Annotated in this window: 14 protein-coding genes and 2 rRNA genes (1 of these 16 only partly in view); 4 read left to right on the forward strand and 12 right to left on the reverse strand. The window is 60.8% G+C overall.

The window, feature by feature from the left end:
• Positions 1 to 99 precede the first annotated feature (99 nt).
• On the reverse strand, positions 100 to 690 hold the full coding sequence (locus tag GN234_RS14575) for an NAD(P)H-dependent oxidoreductase (protein WP_109753409.1): 591 nt from the start codon (positions 688 to 690) through the stop codon (positions 100 to 102).
• Positions 691 to 889: 199 nt separating this feature from the next.
• Between GN234_RS14575 and GN234_RS14580 the strand changes: the two genes are divergently transcribed.
• On the forward strand, positions 890 to 1,204 hold the full coding sequence (locus GN234_RS14580; protein WP_176688681.1) for a putative quinol monooxygenase: 315 nt from the start codon (positions 890 to 892) through the stop codon (positions 1,202 to 1,204).
• Here the strand turns inward: GN234_RS14580 and GN234_RS14585 are convergent.
• Positions 1,194 to 1,958 (reverse strand): sulfite exporter TauE/SafE family protein, encoded by a 765-nt coding sequence (locus GN234_RS14585; RefSeq protein WP_163855439.1) that lies wholly within the window; start codon positions 1,956 to 1,958, stop codon positions 1,194 to 1,196. The genes GN234_RS14580 and GN234_RS14585 overlap by 11 nt on opposite strands.
• 229 nt (positions 1,959 to 2,187) lie before the next feature.
• Between GN234_RS14585 and GN234_RS14590 the strand changes: the two genes are divergently transcribed.
• On the forward strand, positions 2,188 to 3,069 hold the full coding sequence (locus GN234_RS14590; RefSeq protein ID WP_176688682.1) for a LysR substrate-binding domain-containing protein: 882 nt from the start codon (positions 2,188 to 2,190) through the stop codon (positions 3,067 to 3,069).
• Between the two features lie 97 nt (positions 3,070 to 3,166).
• On the forward strand, positions 3,167 to 3,511 hold the full coding sequence (locus GN234_RS14595; RefSeq protein ID WP_024781087.1) for a cupin domain-containing protein: 345 nt from the start codon (positions 3,167 to 3,169) through the stop codon (positions 3,509 to 3,511).
• Positions 3,512 to 3,718: 207 nt separating this feature from the next.
• Here the strand turns inward: GN234_RS14595 and mmsB are convergent, their stop codons facing one another.
• Both mmsB and GN234_RS14605 read right to left on the reverse strand, forming a co-directional pair.
• On the reverse strand, positions 3,719 to 4,606 hold the full coding sequence (gene mmsB / locus GN234_RS14600) for a 3-hydroxyisobutyrate dehydrogenase (RefSeq protein ID WP_109753405.1): 888 nt from the start codon (positions 4,604 to 4,606) through the stop codon (positions 3,719 to 3,721).
• 10 nt (positions 4,607 to 4,616) lie between these two features.
• Positions 4,617 to 6,143, reverse strand: a complete 1,527-nt coding sequence (locus GN234_RS14605; protein WP_176688683.1) for a CoA-acylating methylmalonate-semialdehyde dehydrogenase — start codon at positions 6,141 to 6,143, stop codon at positions 4,617 to 4,619.
• A 138-nt stretch (positions 6,144 to 6,281) separates the two neighbouring features.
• Here GN234_RS14605 and GN234_RS14610 point away from each other — a divergent pair, with 138 nt between their 5' ends.
• Positions 6,282 to 7,229 (forward strand): LysR family transcriptional regulator, encoded by a 948-nt coding sequence (locus GN234_RS14610; protein WP_176688684.1) that lies wholly within the window; start codon positions 6,282 to 6,284, stop codon positions 7,227 to 7,229.
• On the opposite strand, the gene GN234_RS14615 is transcribed toward GN234_RS14610, so the two are convergent.
• The 8 genes from GN234_RS14615 to GN234_RS14650 form a co-directional block, all read right to left on the reverse strand.
• On the reverse strand, positions 7,226 to 7,729 hold the full coding sequence (locus GN234_RS14615) for an OmpA family protein (RefSeq protein WP_176688685.1): 504 nt from the start codon (positions 7,727 to 7,729) through the stop codon (positions 7,226 to 7,228). The two genes, GN234_RS14610 and GN234_RS14615, sit on opposite strands and share 4 nt — an antisense overlap.
• 3 nt (positions 7,730 to 7,732) lie before the next feature.
• Positions 7,733 to 9,001, reverse strand: coding sequence for a diguanylate cyclase domain-containing protein (locus GN234_RS14620; protein WP_109753401.1), 1,269 nt, complete (start codon positions 8,999 to 9,001; stop codon positions 7,733 to 7,735).
• Entirely contained in the window at positions 8,998 to 9,573 is a 576-nt protein-coding gene (locus GN234_RS14625) for a YfiR family protein (RefSeq protein WP_109753400.1), read from the reverse strand. Before GN234_RS14625 ends, GN234_RS14620 begins: the two co-directional genes overlap by 4 nt.
• A gap of 139 nt (positions 9,574 to 9,712) precedes the next feature.
• The gene (gene recD, locus GN234_RS14630) at positions 9,713 to 11,809 is read right to left on the reverse strand and encodes an exodeoxyribonuclease V subunit alpha (protein WP_176688686.1); all 2,097 of its coding nucleotides are present in this window, start codon (positions 11,807 to 11,809) and stop codon (positions 9,713 to 9,715) included.
• Positions 11,806 to 15,495: an exodeoxyribonuclease V subunit beta gene (gene recB, locus GN234_RS14635; protein WP_176688687.1), complete on the reverse strand. Its 3,690-nt coding sequence runs from the start codon at positions 15,493 to 15,495 to the stop codon at positions 11,806 to 11,808. The genes recD and recB overlap by 4 nt, the downstream gene beginning before the upstream one ends.
• Positions 15,492 to 18,944, reverse strand: coding sequence for an exodeoxyribonuclease V subunit gamma (recC, locus tag GN234_RS14640; protein ID WP_176688688.1), 3,453 nt, complete (start codon positions 18,942 to 18,944; stop codon positions 15,492 to 15,494). The genes recB and recC overlap by 4 nt, the downstream gene beginning before the upstream one ends.
• Positions 18,945 to 19,100: 156 nt before the next feature.
• A 5S ribosomal RNA gene (gene rrf, locus GN234_RS14645) occupies positions 19,101 to 19,216 on the reverse strand.
• A 171-nt stretch (positions 19,217 to 19,387) separates the two neighbouring features.
• A 23S ribosomal RNA gene (locus GN234_RS14650) occupies positions 19,388 to 21,036 on the reverse strand; it runs 1,238 nt beyond the window's last position.

Raw genomic sequence — 21,036 nt, forward strand, 5'->3', positions numbered from 1 at the left:
CGACTGAGCTTTTGTGGCGAGGGGATTTATCCCCGCTGTGTGGAAGCAGGTTTCCCCACTCGCCACAGGATAGTATCGGGATACGTAGCAAAAGACAGGTCACGCCTTCAGGCCGAACACCTCAATCAAATGCTGCTCATAGCGCGCCACATCGGCTTCGATGTTCGGGCGCTTCATCACGTCCACGCACAGGAAGGTCGGCAGGCCGGTCATGCCCAGGAACTGGTTGGCCTTGTGGAACGGGAAATACACCGCATCCACGCCCTTGGCTTCGAAGAAGTCGGTCGGGTCGTCGAAGGCTTGCTGTGGGGCGTTCCAGGTCAGCGACAACATGTACTGCTTGCCGTGAATCAGGCCGCCGCTGCCGTATTTCTGCGATGCATCGGAACGGGTCCGACCGTCGCTGGCATAGAGGCTGCCGTGGCCTTCGGTGAAGACTTCGTCGATGTATTTCTTCACGGTCCAGGGCGCGCCCATCCACCAACCTGGCATCTGGTAAATGACCACATCGGCCCAGAGGAACTTGGCGACCTCCTCCTTGATGTCGTAGCCGCCGTCGATGAAGGTGGTTTTGACATCGAAACCGCCACGGTCCAGCACGCTGGCCGCCGTGTCGTGGAGGGTGGCGTTGTAGCGACCGTCGGAGTGGGCGAATTGTTTGCCGCCATTGAGCAACAGGACTTTTTTCATGGGGAGCCTCATCGGGTTCCACGGCGCGGGCCATTTGAATGGCGGCCGAATGGAAAGGTTGAAAACGATGGCGGCAGCGTAACGATGAGCGTCGCGCGGAATAAGCACCGCAGCGGCAAAACTCATTTGACCTATACGCACGAATGATCGACCGATTATTGCCGTAGGCTCTTGGCACTTTTATTTCAGGAGCTAGCTCATGAGTGAACTGCACGGTTTCATCCTGCATGCCAAGACCCGTCCGGAAAAAGCCGAAGCCTTCGAAGCGCTGTTTCGCGCCTACGTCGGACCGAGCCGCGCCGAGCCCGGTTGCATCGAGTACCACATGCTGCGGGACCAGCAAGATCCGACACTGTTTATCTTTTACGAGATTTGGGCCTCCCTGGCGCACTTGGATGTGCATTCGAACCTGCCGCACATGAAGCAGTTCTTCGAGCGACGCATGGATTACCTGGAGCGCGACTTCGAGATCCGCCGCGTCGACATGCTCAGCCCGTCCTCGGCTAGCCGCTGATCAGCAAATGGCCGCCGAGCACGCCGAGGCCAATGAAAAACACCCGCTTGAACAGCACGGCGCTGATCCGCTGCCGCAGCCATTGCCCCAGCCACATCCCCAGCAGCGCCGGTGCCAGCGCCAGCAACGAAGCGCTCAATTCGCCCCCGCCCAGCTCGCCGCGCCACAACAGGCCGGCGGCCAGGGCCAATGTGGATACGGTGAATGACAGGCCCAAGGCCTGCACCAGTTCATCCTTGCTCAAGCCCAGTGCTTGCAGATAGGGCACCGCCGGAATGACGAACACTCCGGTGGCAGACGTAATGAGCCCGGTCAGCAACCCACAGAGCGGAGCACCCCATGACTCGACGTCGGCGCCGACCCGCAGCGTCGGCAGCAACAGCCCGCTCAACGCATACAGCAGCAGCGCCCCGCCCAAGGCTCGTACCACCCAAGCGCCTCCCGTCATGCCGATCCACAACGTACCGAGACCGGTGCCGAGGAATATCGCCAGCAGCAACGGCCACAGGCGCCGGATCAGGGCTTGTAGATGGCCACCAAAAGCCAATTGCCAGAGATTGGTCAAGGTTGCCGGGATGATGAGCAACGCCGCAGCCTGCGTCGGAGCCATAGCCAGCCCGAGCAAGCCCATGGAAATGGTCGGCAGGCCGAGGCCGATCACGCCCTTGATGGTGCCGGCCAGCAGGAAGGTGCCGACAACCAGCAGGGAAAGGGCCAGGCCGAGGTTTTGATAGAAAGCGCTGAGTGTGTCCATAGGGGTATCGTGCGCCCTGGGACCTGACTTGAAAATCTGCCATATACTGAGGCTGCCTATTGCCTGGCAAGAGGCAGGAATGCGTCGATGCTTCTGGCCCTATCGCGAGCAGGCTCGCTCCCACAGGAGGGTGCACTCTTTCTGGAGAAACTCGGCCCACTGTGGGAGCGAGCCTGCTCGCGATAGCAATGCACCAGCCACCCCAGACCCGGACAGGATCACATCGCCCATGCACTTCGACCTCACCGACCTGCGCCTCTACCTGAACATCCTCGACACCGGCAATATCACCGCCGGTGCGGCCCGCAGCCATTTGTCCCTGGCCGCGGCCAGTGCGCGAGTCCGTGCCATGGAAGCCTCCGTGGGCATCGACCTGCTTGAACGCGGACGGCGAGGTGTAACCCCCACTCCGGCCGGCAAGGCTCTGGCCGAGCACGCCCGGGTCCTGCTGCAACAGGCCGAACGCCTGCAACAGGACATGGCCGAATATGCCAAGGGCGTCAAAGGCCGGGTGCGGCTGCTGTGCAACACCAGCGCCATGACCGAGTACCTGCCCGAACTGCTGGCCGGTTTCCTCTGCACCCATCCCAACCTCGACATCGACCTGCAGGAACTGCCCAGCTCACGAATCACTCATGCCCTGCGCCAGGGCGCGGCGGACCTGGGCATCGTTTCCGACGCCGTGGACACCGATGGCCTTCAGGCCTGGCCGTTTCGCGACGATCCGCTGGTATTGATCCTACCGACCGGGCACCCGCTGGCTGACGGGCGAGCCGTACGGTTCAGCGAGACCCTCAGCCACGACTATGTCGGCCTGAACGCATCCAGTGCCTTGGCGATTTATCTGGAAGAGCAGGCGCTGCACATCGGCTCGCGCATGCAAATCCGTATTCGCGCCGATGGTTTCGACGGGATGATTCGCATGGTGGCCCATGGTGCAGGCGTAGCCATCGTGCCGAAGGCGGCCGTCGAACGGCGCCCGCCCGAACCTTCGTATCAATGTGTGTCGCTGCAAGAGTCCTGGACCCATCGGGCGTTGCTGTTATGCGCCCGCAACTTCGAAGGTTTGCCGGCCTACGCCAGGGCCCTGGCCCGGCATCTTGCCGACTGATGCGCGCTTCTGGATAGGCCGGTGTCGACCACAGGCATCTCCTCGCTCATGTCGCGCGGTAGGGTGCTGTTCTCTTCTGCCCCCTTTCGGAGCTCACATGACCGCACCCATCACCGTCCTGCGCGACACCCATCCACTGCCCGTCCTCGATGCCTGCAAATGGGAAAAACTCGAAGGCGACCCGCATACCGTCAACCTCAACGCCTACACCAGCGAAGACGGCAGCAAGATCATGGGCACCTGGATCTGCACACCCGGCAAATGGTATGTGGAGTATGTGAAATGGGAGTACTGCCATTTCCAGGAAGGTTACTGCATCATCACCCCGGAAGGCATGGAACCGATCCATCTGCGGGCCGGTGATATCTTCGTCATCGAGCCAGGCATGAAAGGCACGTGGGAAGTGGTCGAGACCGTGCGCAAATATTTCGTGTTTGCCTGAAGCAAAAAACCGAGAGACCACCCGACATGGTCTCTCGGAAAACAACCTAGATTGCACAACCTCTGTAGCGAGGAAGTCATCTGTGGGAGCAAGGCTTGCCCGCGATGCAGGCACCTCGTTACCTCAGAGACAGCATCGCCTGTAATCGCGGGCAAGCCTTGCTCCCACAATTCCCCTCGCCATAAAAGCTCGTCGATATCGTCGCGCTTATTGCGGCTTGCGATAGCTGTTAACAATCGCCGAAAAGTCCTTGCCGCCCTCGCCCCGTTGGCTCATCGCCTGATACAACTGCTGCGCCACCGCCCCCAGCACCACCGGCTGATGGGCCTGCCGCGCGGCTTCGGTCGCCAGGCCCAGGTCCTTGAGCATCAGGTCGGCGCCAAAGCCACCCGTGTAGCCACGGGACGCCGGCGCCGTTTCGATCACGCCGGGCCATGGGTTGTAGGTGTCCGAACTCCAGCAACGGCCCGTTGAACTGTTGATGATGCCGGCCAGCACCTGGGTGTCGATCCCCAAGGCATCGCCCAGGGCCATGGCTTCGCTGACGCCGACCATGGAAATCCCGAGCAGCAGGTTGTTGCAGATCTTGGCGATCTGCCCGGTGCCCACTTCACCGCAGTGCACGATGTTACGGCCCATTTGCGCCAGCACCGGTTGCAAGGTGGCGAACAGCTCAGCCGTGGCGCCGACCATGAACGTCAACGTGCCCGCCGCCGCACCGCCGGTGCCGCCGGAGACTGGCGCATCGGCCATCGCCACCCCTTGCTTCGCAGCGGCAGCCGCCACGTCGCGGGCGGTTTGCGGATCGATGGTGCTGCAATCCACAGCCGGCGTACCGGCGGCAATGCCGGCCAGCACGCCGTCCTCACCCAGCCAGACACTGCGCACATGGGCAGCGGCCGGCAACATGGTGATCACCAACCCGGCGCCCTGGGCCGCATCGCGCGGCGATGCGCTGATCGTGCCGCCCAGCGCCGCCAGCTCGGCCAATACCGTCTGGTTCAGGTCGAACAGATTCAACGAATGGCCAGCCTTGAGCAGGTTGCGCGCCATGGGCGCGCCCATGTTGCCCAGGCCGATAAATGCGATCTTCATGTCCGGCTCCTTAACGCAGGTTGATGGTGGTGTTCACACCGTCATTGACGCTGTCATCATCGAACCAGCGCGCGGTCACGGTCTTGGTTTGAGTGTAGAACTGCACCACCTGTTTGCCGTACGGACCGAGGTCGCCGAGTTTCGAACCGCGGGAACCGGTGAAGCTGAAAAACGGCACGGGTACCGGGATCGGGATGTTGATGCCCACCTGGCCGACGTCGATTTCGCTCTGGAACTTGCGCGCCGCCGCGCCACTCTGGGTGAACAGGCCAGTGCCGTTGCCAAACGGGTTGGCATTGACCAGGGCAATCGCCTGGTCAAGGGTGTCGACTTCCAGCACCACCAGCACCGGGCCGAAGATTTCTTCGGTGTAGATGCGCATGTCGGTAGTCACGCCGGAAAACAGGGTCGGGCCGACGAAGTTGCCTTGCTCGAAGCCCGGCACGCTGACGCCACGGCCATCGAGCTCCAGCTTCGCACCTTGCTGCACGCCACTCTCGATCAACTCGAGAATCCGCGCCTTGGCCCGCTTGGAAATCACCGGGCCGACGTCCGTGCCCGGCTCGCTGCCGGCATTGACCTTGAGCTTCTGTGCCAGGGCCTTGAGCTCCGGCAGCCACTGCCTGGCCGCGCCCACCATCACCACCACGGAAGTGGCCATGCAACGCTGGCCCGCCGCGCCGAAACCGGCCCCGACCAGAGCGTTGAGGGTCTGTTCACGATTGGCGTCGGGCAGCACCACCGCGTGGTTCTTGGCGCCCATCATCGATTGCACGCGCTTGCCATAGCGACCCGCCAGGTCATACACGTGGGTGCCGACGGCCGTCGAGCCGACGAAGGAAACCGCCTTGATGTCCTTGTGGGTGCAAAGCGCATCCACCACGTCCTTGCCACCGTGCACCACGTTGAGCACACCGGCTGGTACGCCGGCCTCGATGGCCAGTTCCACCAGCAGCATGGTCGACAATGGGTCCTGTTCCGAGGGCTTGAGCACGAAGGTGTTGCCGCAGGCGATGGCCATCGGGAACATCCACAGCGGAATCATCGCCGGGAAATTGAACGGGGTAATGCCCGCACACACACCGATCGGCTGGCGCAGCGTGTAGGTGTCGACGCCACCGGCAACGTTCTCGGCGAACTCACCCATCTGCAGGGTGCCGATGGAGCAGGCGTGCTCGACCACTTCCAGGCCACGGAAAATATCACCCTCGGCGTCCGCGATGGTCTTGCCCTGCTCGGCGCTCAGTACGGCGGCGATGCGCTTGGAATGCTCGCGGATCAACGCCTGGAGCTTGAGCATGATGCGCATCCGCGCGCCGATGGGGGTCAGTTTCCAGGTCTGGAAAGCACGCTGGGCAGCGGCAATGGCGGCATCGACCTCCGAGGCTGTGGCGAACGGAACCTTTGCCAGCACTTGCTGGGTAGCCGGGTTGACGATGTCGTGCCATTCGCTGGATTGGGACTCGACCCACTCGCCATCGATCAGCAGTCTGACGGTTTGCAGGGTGGTGTCGCTGGGCGTAAGGGAAACGTTCATGCTGGCCTCCGGGATTGTTCTTATAGAGAGCGCTGGTTCAGCAAAGACCAAGATGCAGGAGCACGTTGGTGATGAGACGGTTTTTGGAGTATAGATGTGCAAACTTCTAATAAGAATGCACATAAAAGCCGGTCCATCATGCAAAAAAACATCACCTCCCTGGGGTCGCTGAATTGGGACGACCTCAAGTTCTTCCTCGAAGTGGCCCGCACCCGCAAGGCCAGCACGGCGGCCAAGCGCCTGGCCGTCGACTACACCACCGTGTCGCGCCGCATCAGTTCGCTGGAAGCCTCGTTGGGCACGTTGCTGTTCGAAAAATCCCGGACCAACGGCTTTGTCCTGACCGCCGAAGGCCAGCGCCTGCTGGGTTACGCCGAATCGATCGAGAGCACCCTGCACATGGCCTGCGAACAGGTTTCAGGCTCTGGCGTCGCGCTGTCCGGCCACGTGCGCATGGGTTGCACCGAAGGCTTCGGCAGCTTCTTCATCACCCCGCAACTGAGCCACTTCGTCGACGCCTACCCGGCCATTTCAGTAGACATCCTGCCGCTGCCGCACTTCATCAGCCTGTCCAAGCGCGAGGCCGACATCGTCATCGCCCTCGAACGCCCCGAACATGGTCCATACGTGTGCTGCAAACTGTGCGACTACCGACTGCAGCTCTACGCCACCCAGCCATACCTGGACAACCACCCGCCCATCCAGCACCCGGCCGATCTGAGCCAGCACTCATTCATCAGCTACGTGGACGACCTGGCGTTCAGTTCCGAGCTGCTCTACCTGGCCAACGTCCTGCCCGGCGCCCATGCCCATCTGCGCAGCACCAGCGTGATCGCGCAGTTCGTCGCGGCCCAGCAAGGCCGCTCGCTGGCGATCCTGCCGTGCTTCCTCGCCGCCCAGGATCCACGGCTGCTGCCAGTGTTGCCGGAGGAAATCACCGTCACCCGGCAGTTCTGGATGTATTGCCGGGAGGACTTGAGGAAGCTCAAGCGGATTACGTTGTTGTGGGATTACATTCGCGAAGTGACTGAACAGAATCAGCCACTGCTGATGGGCGAAAGCCGGGAGATGGTGTTCGCCGATTAATCGGCGATGACCACGATGGCGACGCGGCGGTTTTCGGTGCGGCCGCTGGCGGTGTCGTTGGAGGCGACGGGTTTGCTGCTGCCCAGGCCGCGCAGTTGGACGTTTTCTTCGCGCATGCCAACGCCGGTCAGCACCTTGCCGACGCCGGCGGCCCGGCGCATCGACAGTTGTTCGTTGTAGGCCTGGGAGCCCGACGCATCGGTATGACCATCGACGCGTACCCGTTGGATTCCCGCACCCAGCAGCGCCTTGCCAATGCGCTCGACGATTTCGGTGCTGGCCGGGTTGAGGTTTTCCACATCGCTGCCAAACAACACCTTGCCCGACAGACCAAAGGCCCAGCCATCGTCAGTCAATTCGAAGCCTTGCTGTTTGAGCACGGCAATTTGCGCCGGGGTCAGGCCTTTCTGCGGTGCCGTCTGGCAACCGCTCAGGGCCAGGAGGGCGAGCAAGAAAAACGCCGCGAACCAGCGCAGGGAAAATTGAGGATATGAACGCACGAGTCAGCTCCTGGTGTGAAGATCAGCGACGGGATGATCCGACCCCGCCGTATGTTGTCCGCCTCGGGCGAGGCGCTTGGCTTGGTACATGGCCGCATCGGCGGCGTGGAGCAAGGTGCCTGGGGTGGCACCATGATCGGGGTAAACGGCAATGCCGATACTGAGGGAGGTCAGCACTGAAGCATTACCGGGCAATTGAATCGGCATTTCCATGCTGGCGATGATCTTTTCAGCGATCAGCTCGGCGTCCTCGGCCTTGTGCAAGGGCGCCAGCAACACGGCGAATTCATCGCCCCCCAGGCGCGCGACCAAGTCGTCTTCACGCAACTGTGCCCGGACTCGGGTCGCCACGGCCGTCAACACCGCGTCACCGGCGGCGTGACCGAAGTTGTCATTGATCCCCTTGAACCGGTCGCTGTCCAGGTAAAGCACGGCCACTTGCTCGTTGAGCTTGCTGGCATTGCGCAAGGCGCGAATCAGCCGGCCCTCGAAAAACGCCCGGTTCGGCAAGCCGGTCAAGCTGTCGTGACTGGCCTGGTGGGCCAGGCTTTCATTTTCACTTTGCAGGTGGGTCTGCCAGGACTCCAGTTCATCGAGCAGGGCGTTGAAGTCATTGGCCAGGTTATCCAGTTCGGCGATCGCGGCCGGCGGCACGCGCCGTTCCAGGGCTCGCTCGCTGCGTGCCGCGTGGGCCACCTCGGCCAGGCTGCGCAGCGGCCCGGTGATCGCACGCAACTGGCGCCGCGCCAGATAAAGCGCCACCCAGGCACTCACCGCCGTGCACAGGATGATCCCCGCCAGGCCACTGAGCAAAAAACGCAACAGGCTGCCGCCATGGCCGGCCAACACGATGCGACCTATGCTCTGCCCTTGGTGGACGATCGGCAGGCTGATGGGCTTTTCCAGGAATGCCTTGGCAATGTGCACTTCCAGTTCCGACAACAAGCCGGTTTCCGGTCGTTGCCAGCGCGCCAACAGACGGCCATGTTCATTGAACACCTGGGCATCGGCGACCTCTTCGGTGGTAGCGATCAAGGCCAGAGCTTCGGTGGCCGCGGCCGGGTCATCGAAGACCACGGCGGCTTCCACGGTGTAGTTGATCGAACGGGCGATCAGGTGCAGGTTGTGATCGGCATAGACCCGCAACGCCAGCAGGCCGAGCAAAGTCAGGGAAACACTGGCCATGGTAATGGCCACCAAGGCGACGATCAGATGACCGCGACCGATGACCGAACCCAGGGTGGGACGGACCTTTGGTTTGCGCTGTTTCATGGCGCTGCGGGCCTGCGGCGGGAAAGCTGCAGCACACTCGGATGGATGCGCACGCCACTGCGTGCCACCGAGTCGAGGTTGACCTCGAAAGACACTTGTTCATCGCCGACCCGCAGGCAGAACAGACTTCCCACTGTGCACTGGTCGCCGCCTTCGCTGATGCTCAGCACCGGCTTGCCGATCAAGGACGCAAACAGACGGGTGTGTTCATCGTTGGTCAGCCGGCCGATGTAGACCGCGTTGCACTCAGTGGCGATATCGGGATGATCGGCCAGCAGCCGCTGCACAGTCACCGGCCGCCCCGTGGCCTGGGTAGTGCCCTTGACCAGATCGTCGGTGTATTGGGTGGGTCCGACAATGCACAGTTGCAGCTGGGTTGGCTCCACAGGCCAACGGGCGTAGCTGAGGATTCCCAACACAACCTGGGTCACCGCTTCGGCCCGCTGCTCGGCCTGGGTCGTGGTTGCCTGTTCCTGGGTAAGTGCGACAGGCGACAGCAGACACAAAAGGCCGGCAAGCAGAAAATGCCCCCAGCCCTTGCTGCGCACTGCCTCCCGTACAGGCACCTTCATGGAAAGTCTCTTGATCCAAGCGATAAGTGCCGGAACGATAGCACAGTGCCAAAAAGCCAGCGAGACAGCGTGTTACGTAGACTTCGGAACGGTACAGGCGAAATTGCGACGGGGGCATGAATCAATAAAAGCTGATGGTTCAGTCAGCCTGCTCCAGCTCCAGCATCAACCCGCTCAAGCGCTTGACCTTGCGCCGGACCGCCTCCTCGAATACACCCGCTCGCGGCTCGATCAGACTGAACCATTGCTTGCCCCGAGTAATGGCGGTGTACACCAGTTCCTTGGTCAATACCGGGTTCAGCGCATCCGGGAGAATCAGCGCAGTATGGGTGAATTCCGAGCCCTGGGATTTGTGCACCGTCATGGCATACACGGTTTCCACATCATTCAGGCGGCTGGGCAGGACGAAACGCACACCGCCCTGGCCGTCGTTGCGCGGGAACGCGACCCGCAAGACCTGTTTGCCGGCATCGGGGCCGTCACGCTCGGGCAACTTGAGGGCAATACCGATATCGCCGTTCATCAATCCCAGCCCATAGTCGTTACGGGTCATCAGCACCGGGCGTCCTTCGTACCACTGGTGATCGCTATCGATAAGACGGGCCTTGAGCAATGCGGCGGTAATGCGCTGGTTCAGTCCTTCGACGCCCCACGGGCCTTTACGCACCGCGCAGAGCAATTGGAATTCGTCGAAAGCCGCCAGGACTTCCCGGGCCCAATCGGCCCAGCAACTGTCTTCCAGCGGGCGAGAATTCGCCGGGCGTCGCTGCCGTAGCAGGCTCAGGTAATGCCGATAGCCTTGCGGCCCTTCTGGCCGGCCTCCGAGCAACAGATTTTCCAGCTTCGCGTCGTGTTCGCCCGTTAACGCCAGGGAAAACAGATCGGCATGCTGCCCCTGCTTGAGCAACTGACGGGCCTTTTCAGGCTGCTGCTGATTGACCCAGCGAGCCAGTTGGCCGATCCCGCTGCCTTCGCCGAAGCGCCGGGAATGCCTGAGCATGACCACTTGCTGTGCCAGGGGATGAGTGCCATCGAGATCCTGCTGCAGGTCACTGGTCGCCAGGTTTTCACCACTGACCGACTCAAGCCAGGCTCGGGTCTGGAGGCTGTACCAGCCGTCCTCGGCGTCTCGACACAAATCCCCCAGCACCGCACCGGCCTCCACAGAGGCCAACTGGTCCTTGTCCCCCAGCAACACCAACCGTGCGTGGGCCGGCAATGCATCCAGCAGATTGGCCATCATCTCCAGGTCGATCATCGACGCCTCATCGACCACCAGCACATCCAATGGCAACCGATTGCCCGCATGGTGGCGAAAATGTCGGGTACCAGGCCGACTGCCCAACAAACGATGGACCGTCGTCACATCACAAGGAATCCGTTCGCGCACAGCGTCGTCCACATCCAGGGTCCGGACCTGCTGGCTGATGGACTCGGTCAGGCGTGCCGCCGCCTTGCCAGTCGGCGCGGCCAGGCGAATCCGCAGCGGCTTCCCGGCCTCGACGGCCGGTGCCTGCAGCAGCGCCAGCAGACGCACCACGGTAGTGGTCTTGCCGGTGCCCGGGCCACCAGTCACGATGCTGAAGGCCCCACGGGTTGCCAGCGCGCAGGCCAGTTTCTGCCAATCGATCGGACCATTGGCATTGGCCGGTCCGAACAGCCCGTCCAAACGCTCGCGCAGGTCACCGGGCGCCGCTTCATTTTCGCTAAGCCGCTGGCGCAACGCCTCATCGATCCGCCGCTCATAACACCAGTAACGACGTAGATAAAGACGTTTTCCGGACAGCACCAATGGCCGCTGCTGCGCCTCTTCGCTCCCATCCGCAGCCAGGGCCACCAGCCGGCTGGAGGCCAAGGCCTTGCACCAATGGGCGCCGTCCAGGGTCTGCAATATTTGCGATGGCAACAGCATCACGCCAGTCTGCAGGTCACCCTCGGGGGGCAGCGACAGGGCGAAGTCCGGCTCCTTGAGGGTTTCGAACACGTCCAGGCAAACATGCCCGTGGCCCAGTTGATGACTGGTCAGCGCGGCGGCGAGCAGGACCAATGGATCATCGTCAGGCGCCAGCTCATGGAGGAACGCCACGAACGCCTTGTCCAGGGCACGCAACCAGCCGCGCTCGACCCAGCGCGTCAGTAACAACAGCAGGTCGTCTGCACGGCTCAAGGGCGCCAGCGCCACCAGGCTCTCGTCGTCGGACGACTTGGGGAGCAGGTCGGCAAAAGAACGACTCATAGCAATTCCCCCTGTACCCACGCCGGCTCGGCCTTGGGTTCGGGCGCGCCCTGGAACAGCCGATCCAGTTGCTCAATCAATGTCCGCGGCGGCTTGGTGAAATACACACCCTGGCTGGTTGAGCGGGTGCCGCGAAGGAACAGGTACAACGCGCCGCCGACATGTCGGTCGTAGTCGTAATCGGGAAGCCGCGCCTTGAGCTGGCGATGCAGGGCCAACAGGTAGAGCACGTATTGCAGGTCGTAGCGGTGGTCCAGGATCGACTGTTCCATAGCCTGTACGGTGTAGGCCATGTCATCGACACCCAGCCAGTTGGATTTGTAATCGGCCACGTAATACCGACCGTCGTGCTCGAACGTCAAATCGATGAAGCCCTTGAACATGCCATTGAGCAACACCGGTTCCGCAGCGACGCGAGCCACACCGCCATGGGTGAATCGGCAAACCAGTTGATCGAGCTTTTGCACATCGACCTTGTGGCTGGCGAACCAGAACTCCATCTCGACCTGGAAACGGGTCAGTTGTTCGAGCACCACTGGCGCCTGGTCGTTGCCGACGTGCATGGGCATTTTGATCAAGTGCTGCAGCCAGTCGCTCAACGTCGGGATCCAGCCTTTCCAGCCTCGGCGATTACAGCGTCGGGCGATGGCATCCTCGATATCCGCTGGCTCAGATGCAAAACCCTCCCCAGCGGCCCACTCCAGCAAGCCATGCAGGAAAGTGCCGGGGTTAGGACCACGGGGAAAGCGATGGATGTCGCCCCCCACGGCGAGGGCTTCCCTGGGCGCGTCCGGGTCCAGTCGTTCATCGTCGAACAGCTTCTGGGCCTGCGGACTCTCTGGCGCGGTATCGCTGCCTTCGCTCAGGCTTTCGCCGATGCGCAAGGCACTGTAGGAGGCGATCCACCAGTTTTCGCTGGCTTTTCGCAAGGGCACCAAGGGCTCGCGCAACACTGCTTCGTTGCGCGGCGGCCGATAGTGCTCGTCGGTGGCTTCGGGCATTGGCTGGCAACTTACCGCGACGCAACCTTGTTGCAGGTCGGCCAACCAACCCCCCAGTTCCATCGACTCGGCCAACGGCGCACCACCTCCCAACAGATAACCCAGCGCGGACACATGCAGGATCGAGCGGTTGTTGCTGCCCCGCTTGAGATCCGCGACACCTAGCCAGCAGGCATGCTGTGCGCGAGTCAGGGCCACATAGAGAAGCCGCAGATCCTCGGCCAGACGCTCGTCATCGGCCTTGGCGATCAATTCGGCGGTGGGCTTGAGACTGATCTGCGCCTTGCCGGTCTCATCGTGGTAATGCAACGGCAATCGGCTGCCGTCCACCGGTTTCGTCGAACAGATGAAAGGCAAAAAGACCAACGGATACTCAAGCCCCTTGGACTTGTGGATCGTGACCACCTTGACCAGTTGCTCGTCGCTTTCCAGGCGCAGGATCTGCTCTTCTCCCGCCTGCCCGGACAAGGCCAGGTGCTCGGACAAATGCCGGATCAAGGCTTGCTCGCCATCCAATTCACCGGCGGCCTGCTGCAACAGTTCGCAAAGGTGCAGCAAGTTGGTCAGCACCCGCTCGCCATCGCTGCGCGCCATCAAGGCCTGGGGCAGTTCGAAATCATGCAGCAGACGCCGCAACATCGGCAGCACGCCCTGGCTGCGCCAGACCGTACGATAACCGCGGAACTGCATGACCCGGGCTTCCCAGGCCAGCTCATCCTGATTGAGACGCTCCAGTTCCGTCAGCGAGAGGTTCAACGTGATGCTGGCCAGGGCTGCCCGTAGCGGTCGTTCGGCATCCGGCTCGGCACAGGCCCTGAGCCAGATCAGCAGGTCCCGCGCTTCCTGCGAGGCAAAGACCGAATCCTTGTCGGACAGATAGACACTGCGCACGCCCCGCGCGGACAACTCGTCTCGCACGGCCTGCGCTTCTTTACCATCGCGCACCAGGATGGCGATATCCGCCGGGCGCAAACCTCGCAGCGTTTCTCCATCGACCGTAAAGCCGTCGCGTCCCGACTGGCCGCCGTTGAGCAACGTCGTGATCTCACTGGCGCAGGCGGCCGCCATCGACTGTCGATACACCGCACCGGAAAGCGGCTGGTCCGACGACAGGTGCCAGATGTTCAGTGCCGCCACCGCCTGTCCCGCAATCTGCAAGGTCTCCTTGCGCCCCTGGGATTCAACGGACAGGAACGGCACCGGGTTCTCGCCCGAAGGTTCACGGAACAGGAAGGCCCCGCGCCCCTTTGGACGGGACTCGGCATTCTGGAAAATATGGTTTACCGCACCCACCATGGCGTGGCTGGAACGGAAATTCCTGCCCAGCGTATGCAGCCTGCCAGCAGTGGCTTCGCGAGCGCGCAGGTAGGTGTAGATGTCGGCACCGCGAAAAGCGTAGATCGCCTGCTTCGGATCGCCGATCAGGAACAGCCCGGTCTCCGGGTCATTGTCTTCGATGCGGTAGATGCTTTCGAAGATCCGGTACTGAACCGGGTCGGTGTCCTGGAACTCATCGATCAGCGCCACCGGAAACTGCTCGCGGATCAGGCTCGCCAGACGCTCGCCACCGTCGGCCTGCAGAGCCGTGTCGAGGCGCAGGAGCATGTCATCGAAGCCCATCTCGGCGCGGCGCCGTTTCTCGGCCTCGAAGCGCGCCCCGACCCATTGCGCGGCATGCTGCAACACCGCGGCATCCGGCGTGGGCAACGCCTCCAGGCTGGCCTTGAGACCGGCCATGGCGTCCAGCCCGGGATGATTGGGCACTTCACCTTTCCAGGCTTCGGCCATGCCCTCGGGGGTCAGCCGTGTGAACCCGGTGCCGATATCCAGCAGTTCAAGGCTTTCGTCATCCACCCAGGCAGTGATCTTCTGAAACCACGGTTCGAAGTAACGCGCCTGCATCTTGCGCCCATCGACAGACTTGCTGGCGACGCCTTGCTGGCAGATCTCCAGCAGTTCCACCGCCCATTGCCGCCACGGCGCCTTGAGATCAAGCAAGGCGGCACTACGTTCCTGCAGGGAGGCAGCGATGAGTTCGGCAGGCTCAAGCTCGTCAGCGTCGCCACGCTCGCTGGAAAACAACCCCCTCACCCGTGGCAACAGCGCCGCCGGCCCGCCCCAATGGGTACGCACCCAGTTCAGCGCCTCGCCTTGCATCGAATAGCAGAACAGCCGCCAATAATCGCGCAACACCTCGCCCAGTAACTCGCTGTGATCGGTTTCCAAGGTCTGGGTGAACAGGCTACCGCTGTCGAAGGCATGCTCACGCAACATGCGCTGGCACCAACTGTGGATGGTCGAGACAGCGGCCTCGTCCATCCATTGCGCGGCGATATCCAACCGATTCGCACAACCGGGCCATTGCCCTGCATCGAATTCGTCACGCAGCTCGGCGATCAGCGAATCCGGGGCTGGAATTTCTTCACGAAAGTAACGTGCAGCTTCGGCCAGACGGGTGCGAATTCGTTCACGCAGCTCTTTGGTGGCGGCGTCCGTAAAGGTCACGACCAGGATTTGCGGTGGAAGCAGCTCGCGGCCAAAACCGGCCGCCGAACCGCCATGCCCCAGTACCAGTCGCAAGTACAGCGCCGAGATGGTAAAGGTCTTGCCGGTCCCGGCGCTGGCCTCGATCAGTTGGCTGCCTCGTAGCGGGAACGCCAGTGCCAATGGTGTCTGCCGGCTCATGAACGGGCCTCCTCGCCGACCAAAGAACGCCATGGAGCTTCGAGCAAGGGTCGGTAAAGCGCATCGCACCAATCGGGGAATGTTTCGTCAGCCATCAAGGCATCGAAATCAGGAAACTGTCGAGCCAGGGCCGGACTTTCCCGCCGCTCGCCTTCAAACGTCTGGCCATCGCCTTCATAGGCTTTGCGAGCCGCCGCTCCGGCCTTGACCGGATCACTCTGGCCGAGCCAGGCGAAAGCCGTCTTCACTGCGATCGGTAGCGGCTGGCGCATACCGGCCTGCCAGGCCTGCAGCATGTCGCCCAACAACTTTTGTGCGACAGGCTCTTCAAAAGGTGCCAGCAGCAAGCTGTCATCACTGGCCACCAGCGCCGTCGTCAACGACAAGCCGTTAGCGCAGGCCACGAGATGATTGACCCAGGGTCGTATCAGGCGATGCCATTTACGGGTCTTGGTAGAACCGATGCTGTTGGGTATGGCGGTGATGGCGAGGACCGCACCGTCGGAGCGTTGGTGCAAGCCGCTGAGCCAGCCTTCGACATTCACGCCCTGCAATTGCAGGCTGACTGGCACAGCGCTGGTCGAGGGTGTCGGCCATAACGCCAAAAGCTGCTGGTAACGTTGGAGCAGATCCGGCAAGGGCTCGATCAACTCGCGTTGCAGGCACTCACCAAAACCGGCCATGGGCAACAAACCACTGTTCTGCAGCCTTTGGGCGTGGGCGGTGAGGGCAAGATCCGGTTGGTCCAGGCGTATCAGGGCCGCTTCAAGCAAGCTGTCACTCAGGCTGTAGCGTTGCAGCGCATCGAGCACAAAAGGTTCGTCATCGGCCAGAGGCGCTTCGATGGCCTCGAAGAACACCTTCAGTCGCTGACTGAAGAAATGGCGGACTGGATTGCGCAGGAAATCCTGCAACTGTCCGAGGCCCAAAGGTTCTTCCTGAACGTAGGGTTCCAGCACCTGGTTCTTGTCGGTGTGATCGCAAGCGTCATGGAGCATCCGCCATTCGCTGGCGTAACTGAACAGCTCATCGCCTTGATGGAAATAACGCGCACTGAACGGTTGCAGCGGGTGCTGCTGGGTCAGGGCATCGAGAAGACTCTTACTGTCATCTGCCAGCCGCCAACCACTGGCGAGATGGTCCCGAAGTTGGCCAATCAACACCGATGCCGGTCGCTCACTGTTGTCGCGAATGCTGCGCCCAACCCAACTGATATACAGTTTTTCCCGGGCCGAAAGCAGGGCCTCCAGCAACAGATAACGATCATCTTCGCGCCGGGAACGATCGCCCGGGCGATAATCGCCGCCCATCAGATCGAAATCCAGGGGTGGCTGGGCGCGTGGGTAATCCCCATCATTCATCCCCAGCAAGCACACCAGTTTGAAGGGGATCGCGCGCATCGGCATCAAGGTACAGAAGTTGACTGCCCCGGCCAGGAAACGTTGGGACAGTCGCCCCTGATCCAGCCCGGCCAACCATGCCTCACGCACCACCGTCAGCGGCAATTCATCGTGCAGCCCCACCGACTCACAGGTTTCCAGCCAGGTTTCACGCAAGTCTTCAAGTTGGGCCAGCAGATAGTCGTCATGCTCGTTGCTCGCCTGGAAAAACAACTGCATCAGGTCTTGCAGGCGTGCCCCCCATTGCTGCGGTGAAGCCGGCCGGGTGAGTTCCTGATGGGCGACTTCCAGGGCATCCAGCAAAGCTACCAGGGGACCGATCAACGCCGCATCCAGGCCTCCGATCTCGTCATAGGGCTCAATGCCTTCATAAGCGTTTGAACTGCCGACGGCATACCCCAGCAACATACGACGCAGGCCGAAATGCCAGCTGTTCTGCTCAAGTTCTGCGGGCAGGCCCAACCCGGCACGGTGTTCGGCGCTCATCCCCCAGCGAATGCCTGCCCCTTCGATCCAACGATGCAGAGTCGGCAGGTCGGCCTCATCAATGCCAAACCGTTCGCGCAACGCGGGGACATCCAGCAGATCAAGGATTTCGCTGACCGGGAAACGACTGTCCGGCAGCTTGAGCAAATGCTCGACGGCGATCAACAGCGGATCACGTCCACGTTGGCCCTGGTCGGTCAGCGTGAATGGAATGAAACGAGGGTCGTTCCTGTCGAGCTGGCCGAACACCGCGCGAATGTGCGGCGCATAACTGTCGATGTCCGGGACCATGACGATGATGTCCCGTGGGCGCAGGGTCGGATCCGCGCTGAAGTGGGCCAGCAATTGGTCGTGGAGAATTTCAACTTCACGCTGGGCACCGTGAGCCACATGAAAACGGATCGAGCCGTCCCGCTCCGTATCGACGACAGGCCAGTGTTCCCGGGTTTCGTTCAGGGGGCGTAGCTCCAGGATGTCATCCTGCAACTGGCTGAGAAGGGTCGTGGGGGTCCCATCAGTGAACAGGTCGATTCGCCCATCGCGAAATACAGAGCGATAACTGTTGGGATCATCGTAGCTGTCGAGCAGGTTGATATAGTCGCGTCCCTGTTTGCCCCAGGCAGCCAGTAACGGATGGGCATGTTGATGCAGGGTTTGCGGATCGAGGACGACGGGCATGCCAGCCTTGCGTGCCTGGCGCTTGTATTGATGACGCAGCAAGTCCTTGTCGGCGACGATGTCCGCCCAATGATGACGACATGGGTTATGCACGCATAGCAGAACCTGGCTGAACCGGGAAAGACCGGCGAGCGCCTCGAGGACTTGGGCAGGCAATGAAGAAATACCAAACACGATGACCCGCGCGGGGAGGCCTTTTGGAGCGACTTCCAGGCTGTTGATACGTTCGATGTAGCGCTGATGAACACCGGCACGACTTTGCGCCATGCCCTGCTCTCCCACATCAAGCAACAAGGCTCGCCACAGTTCCGCTTGCCAGCAATTTGCCGGCGCGAGCGGTTTGATTTCGCCTCGGACATTTCTTGTCTGGTGTCGCCCCTCAGCCCAATCCTCAAGCCAGTCGGCCCGGTACACCTGGTATTGGTCAAACAGATCGGCAAGACGCTCGGACAGTTGATAACGCTTGCGCAAGTCAGTGTCGTGGGTGAGGAATCGTCGCAGAGGTTCGAAATGAGGCTGCTCGATCAACTGCGGCAGCAGCCGCATCAGGCGCCAGGTTAGCGGGGCCTTATCCAGCAGGGACTTGGCCGGAATTTCATCACGTCCCAGGACTGTTCGATAAAGCTGCCACATGAAACTGCCCGGCAGTTGCACATCAATGGCAGCCGCAATACCGCAGCCGCCTGAATCGTCGTCTTCCGGGTCTTCAGCCAGCGCGAGCTTGAGCCATTGAGCAATGCCGTTGCTCTGTACCAGTGCGATTTCATTTTCAAGGGGGGCCAGCGGATAGCGCCGCATCAAGCTGATCACCAGGCTGCGCAATTCATCAAGGCGATTCCCGTGAACCACCATGAAAGCTGGGCTAAGGGATGTTGCGTCCGGCATGAAAGGCATCCTTGAAAATGCAAAAAGCTAGGGCAGAACCTTAGCACTGTCGGTGGGCTGTGACAGCCGGGAACTGTCCGCGATGCTCGTACGAACTTTCCTGCGGGCAAAACAAAACCCCTACCTGCGTCAGCAGATAGGGGTTTCGGAATTTAATCTTGACGATGACCTACTCTCACATGGGGAAACCCCACACTACCATCGGCGATGCATCGTTTCACTTCTGAGTTCGGGATGGGATCAGGTGGTTCCAATGCTCTATGGTCGTCAAGAAATTCGGTAGCCGGTGCGTGCCTTGCGGTCACGTGCCAGCGAATGGGTATGCGATAGATTTGTGTGCTGCGTTCGTGAGCGATGCGAACTTTCGGTTCGTGTCGTCTTCACACACCGCAATCTGGTCTCTTCGCTCTTCAGCTTGGAGTTACAAATTGCTTGGGTGTTATATGGTCAAGCCTCACGGGCAATTAGTACAGGTTAGCTCAACGCCTCACAGCGCTTACACACCCTGCCTATCAACGTCGTAGTCTTCGACGGCCCTTCAGGGGACTCAAGGTCCCAGTGAGATCTCATCTTGAGGCAAGTTTCCCGCTTAGATGCTTTCAGCGGTTATCTTTTCCGAACATAGCTACCCGGCAATGCCACTGGCGTGACAACCGGAACACCAGAGGTTCGTCCACCCGGTCCTCTCGTACTAGGAGCAGCCCTCTCAAATCTCAAACGTCCACGGCAGATAGGGACCGAACTGTCTCACGACGTTCTAAACCCAGCTCGCGTACCACTTTAAATGGCGAACAGCCATACCCTTGGGACCGGCTTCAGCCCCAGGATGTGATGAGCCGACATCGAGGTGCCAAACACCGCCGTCGATATGAACTCTTGGGCGGTATCAGCCTGTTATCCCCGGAGTACCTTTTATCCGTTGAGCGATGGCCCTTCCATACAGAACCACCGGATCACTAAGACCTACTTTCGTACCTGCTCGACGTGTCTGTCTCGCAGTCAAGCGCGCTTTTGCCTTTATACTCTACGACCGATTTCCGACCGGTCTGAGCGCACCTTCGTACTCCTCCGTTACTCTTTAGGAGGAGACCGCCCCAGTCAAACTACCCACCATACACTGTCCTCGATCCGGATAACGGACCTGAGTTAGAACCTCAAAGTTGCCAGGGTGGTATTTCAAGGATGGCTCCACGCGAACTGGCGTCCACGCTTCAAAGCCTCCCACCTATCCTACACAAGCAAATTCAAAGTCCAGTGCAAAGCTATAGTAAAGGTTCACGGGTCTTTCCGTCTAGCCGCGGATACACTGCATCTTCACAGCGATTTCAATTTCACTGAGTCTCGGGTGGAGACAGCGCCGCCATCGTTACGCCATTCGTGCAGGTCGGAACTTACCCGACAAGGAATTTCGCTACCTTAGGACCGTTATAGTTACGGCCGCCGTTTACCGGGGCTTCGATCAAGAGCTTCGCGTTAGCTAACCCCATCAATTAACCTTCCGGCACCGGGCAGGCGTCACACCCTATACGTCCACTTTCGTGTTTGCAGAGTGCTGTGTTTTTAATAAACAGTCGCAGCGGCCTGGTATCTTCGACCGGCGTGGGCTTACGCAGCAAGTGCTTCACCCCTCACCGGCGCACCTTCTCCCGAAGTTACGGTGCCATTTTGCCTAGTTCCTTCACCCGAGTTCTCTCAAGCGCCTTGGTATTCTCTACCCAACCACCTGTGTCGGTTTGGGGTACGGTTCCTGGTTACCTGAAGCTTAGAAGCTTTTCTTGGAAGCATGGCATCAACCACTTCGTCACCCAAAAGGTAACTCGTCATCAGCTCTCGGCCTTAGAATCCCGGATTTACCTAAGATTCCAGCCTACCACCTTAAACTTGGACAACCAACGCCAAGCTGGCCTAGCCTTCTCCGTCCCTCCATCGCAATAACCAGAAGTACAGGAATATTAACCTGTTTTCCATCGACTACGCTTTTCAGCCTCGCCTTAGGGACCGACTAACCCTGCGTCGATTAACGTTGCGCAGGAAACCTTGGTCTTTCGGCGTGGGTGTTTTTCACACCCATTGTCGTTACTCATGTCAGCAT

It is taken from the genome of Pseudomonas bijieensis (genome assembly GCF_013347965.1).
GTDB lineage: Bacteria > Pseudomonadota > Gammaproteobacteria > Pseudomonadales > Pseudomonadaceae > Aquipseudomonas > Aquipseudomonas bijieensis.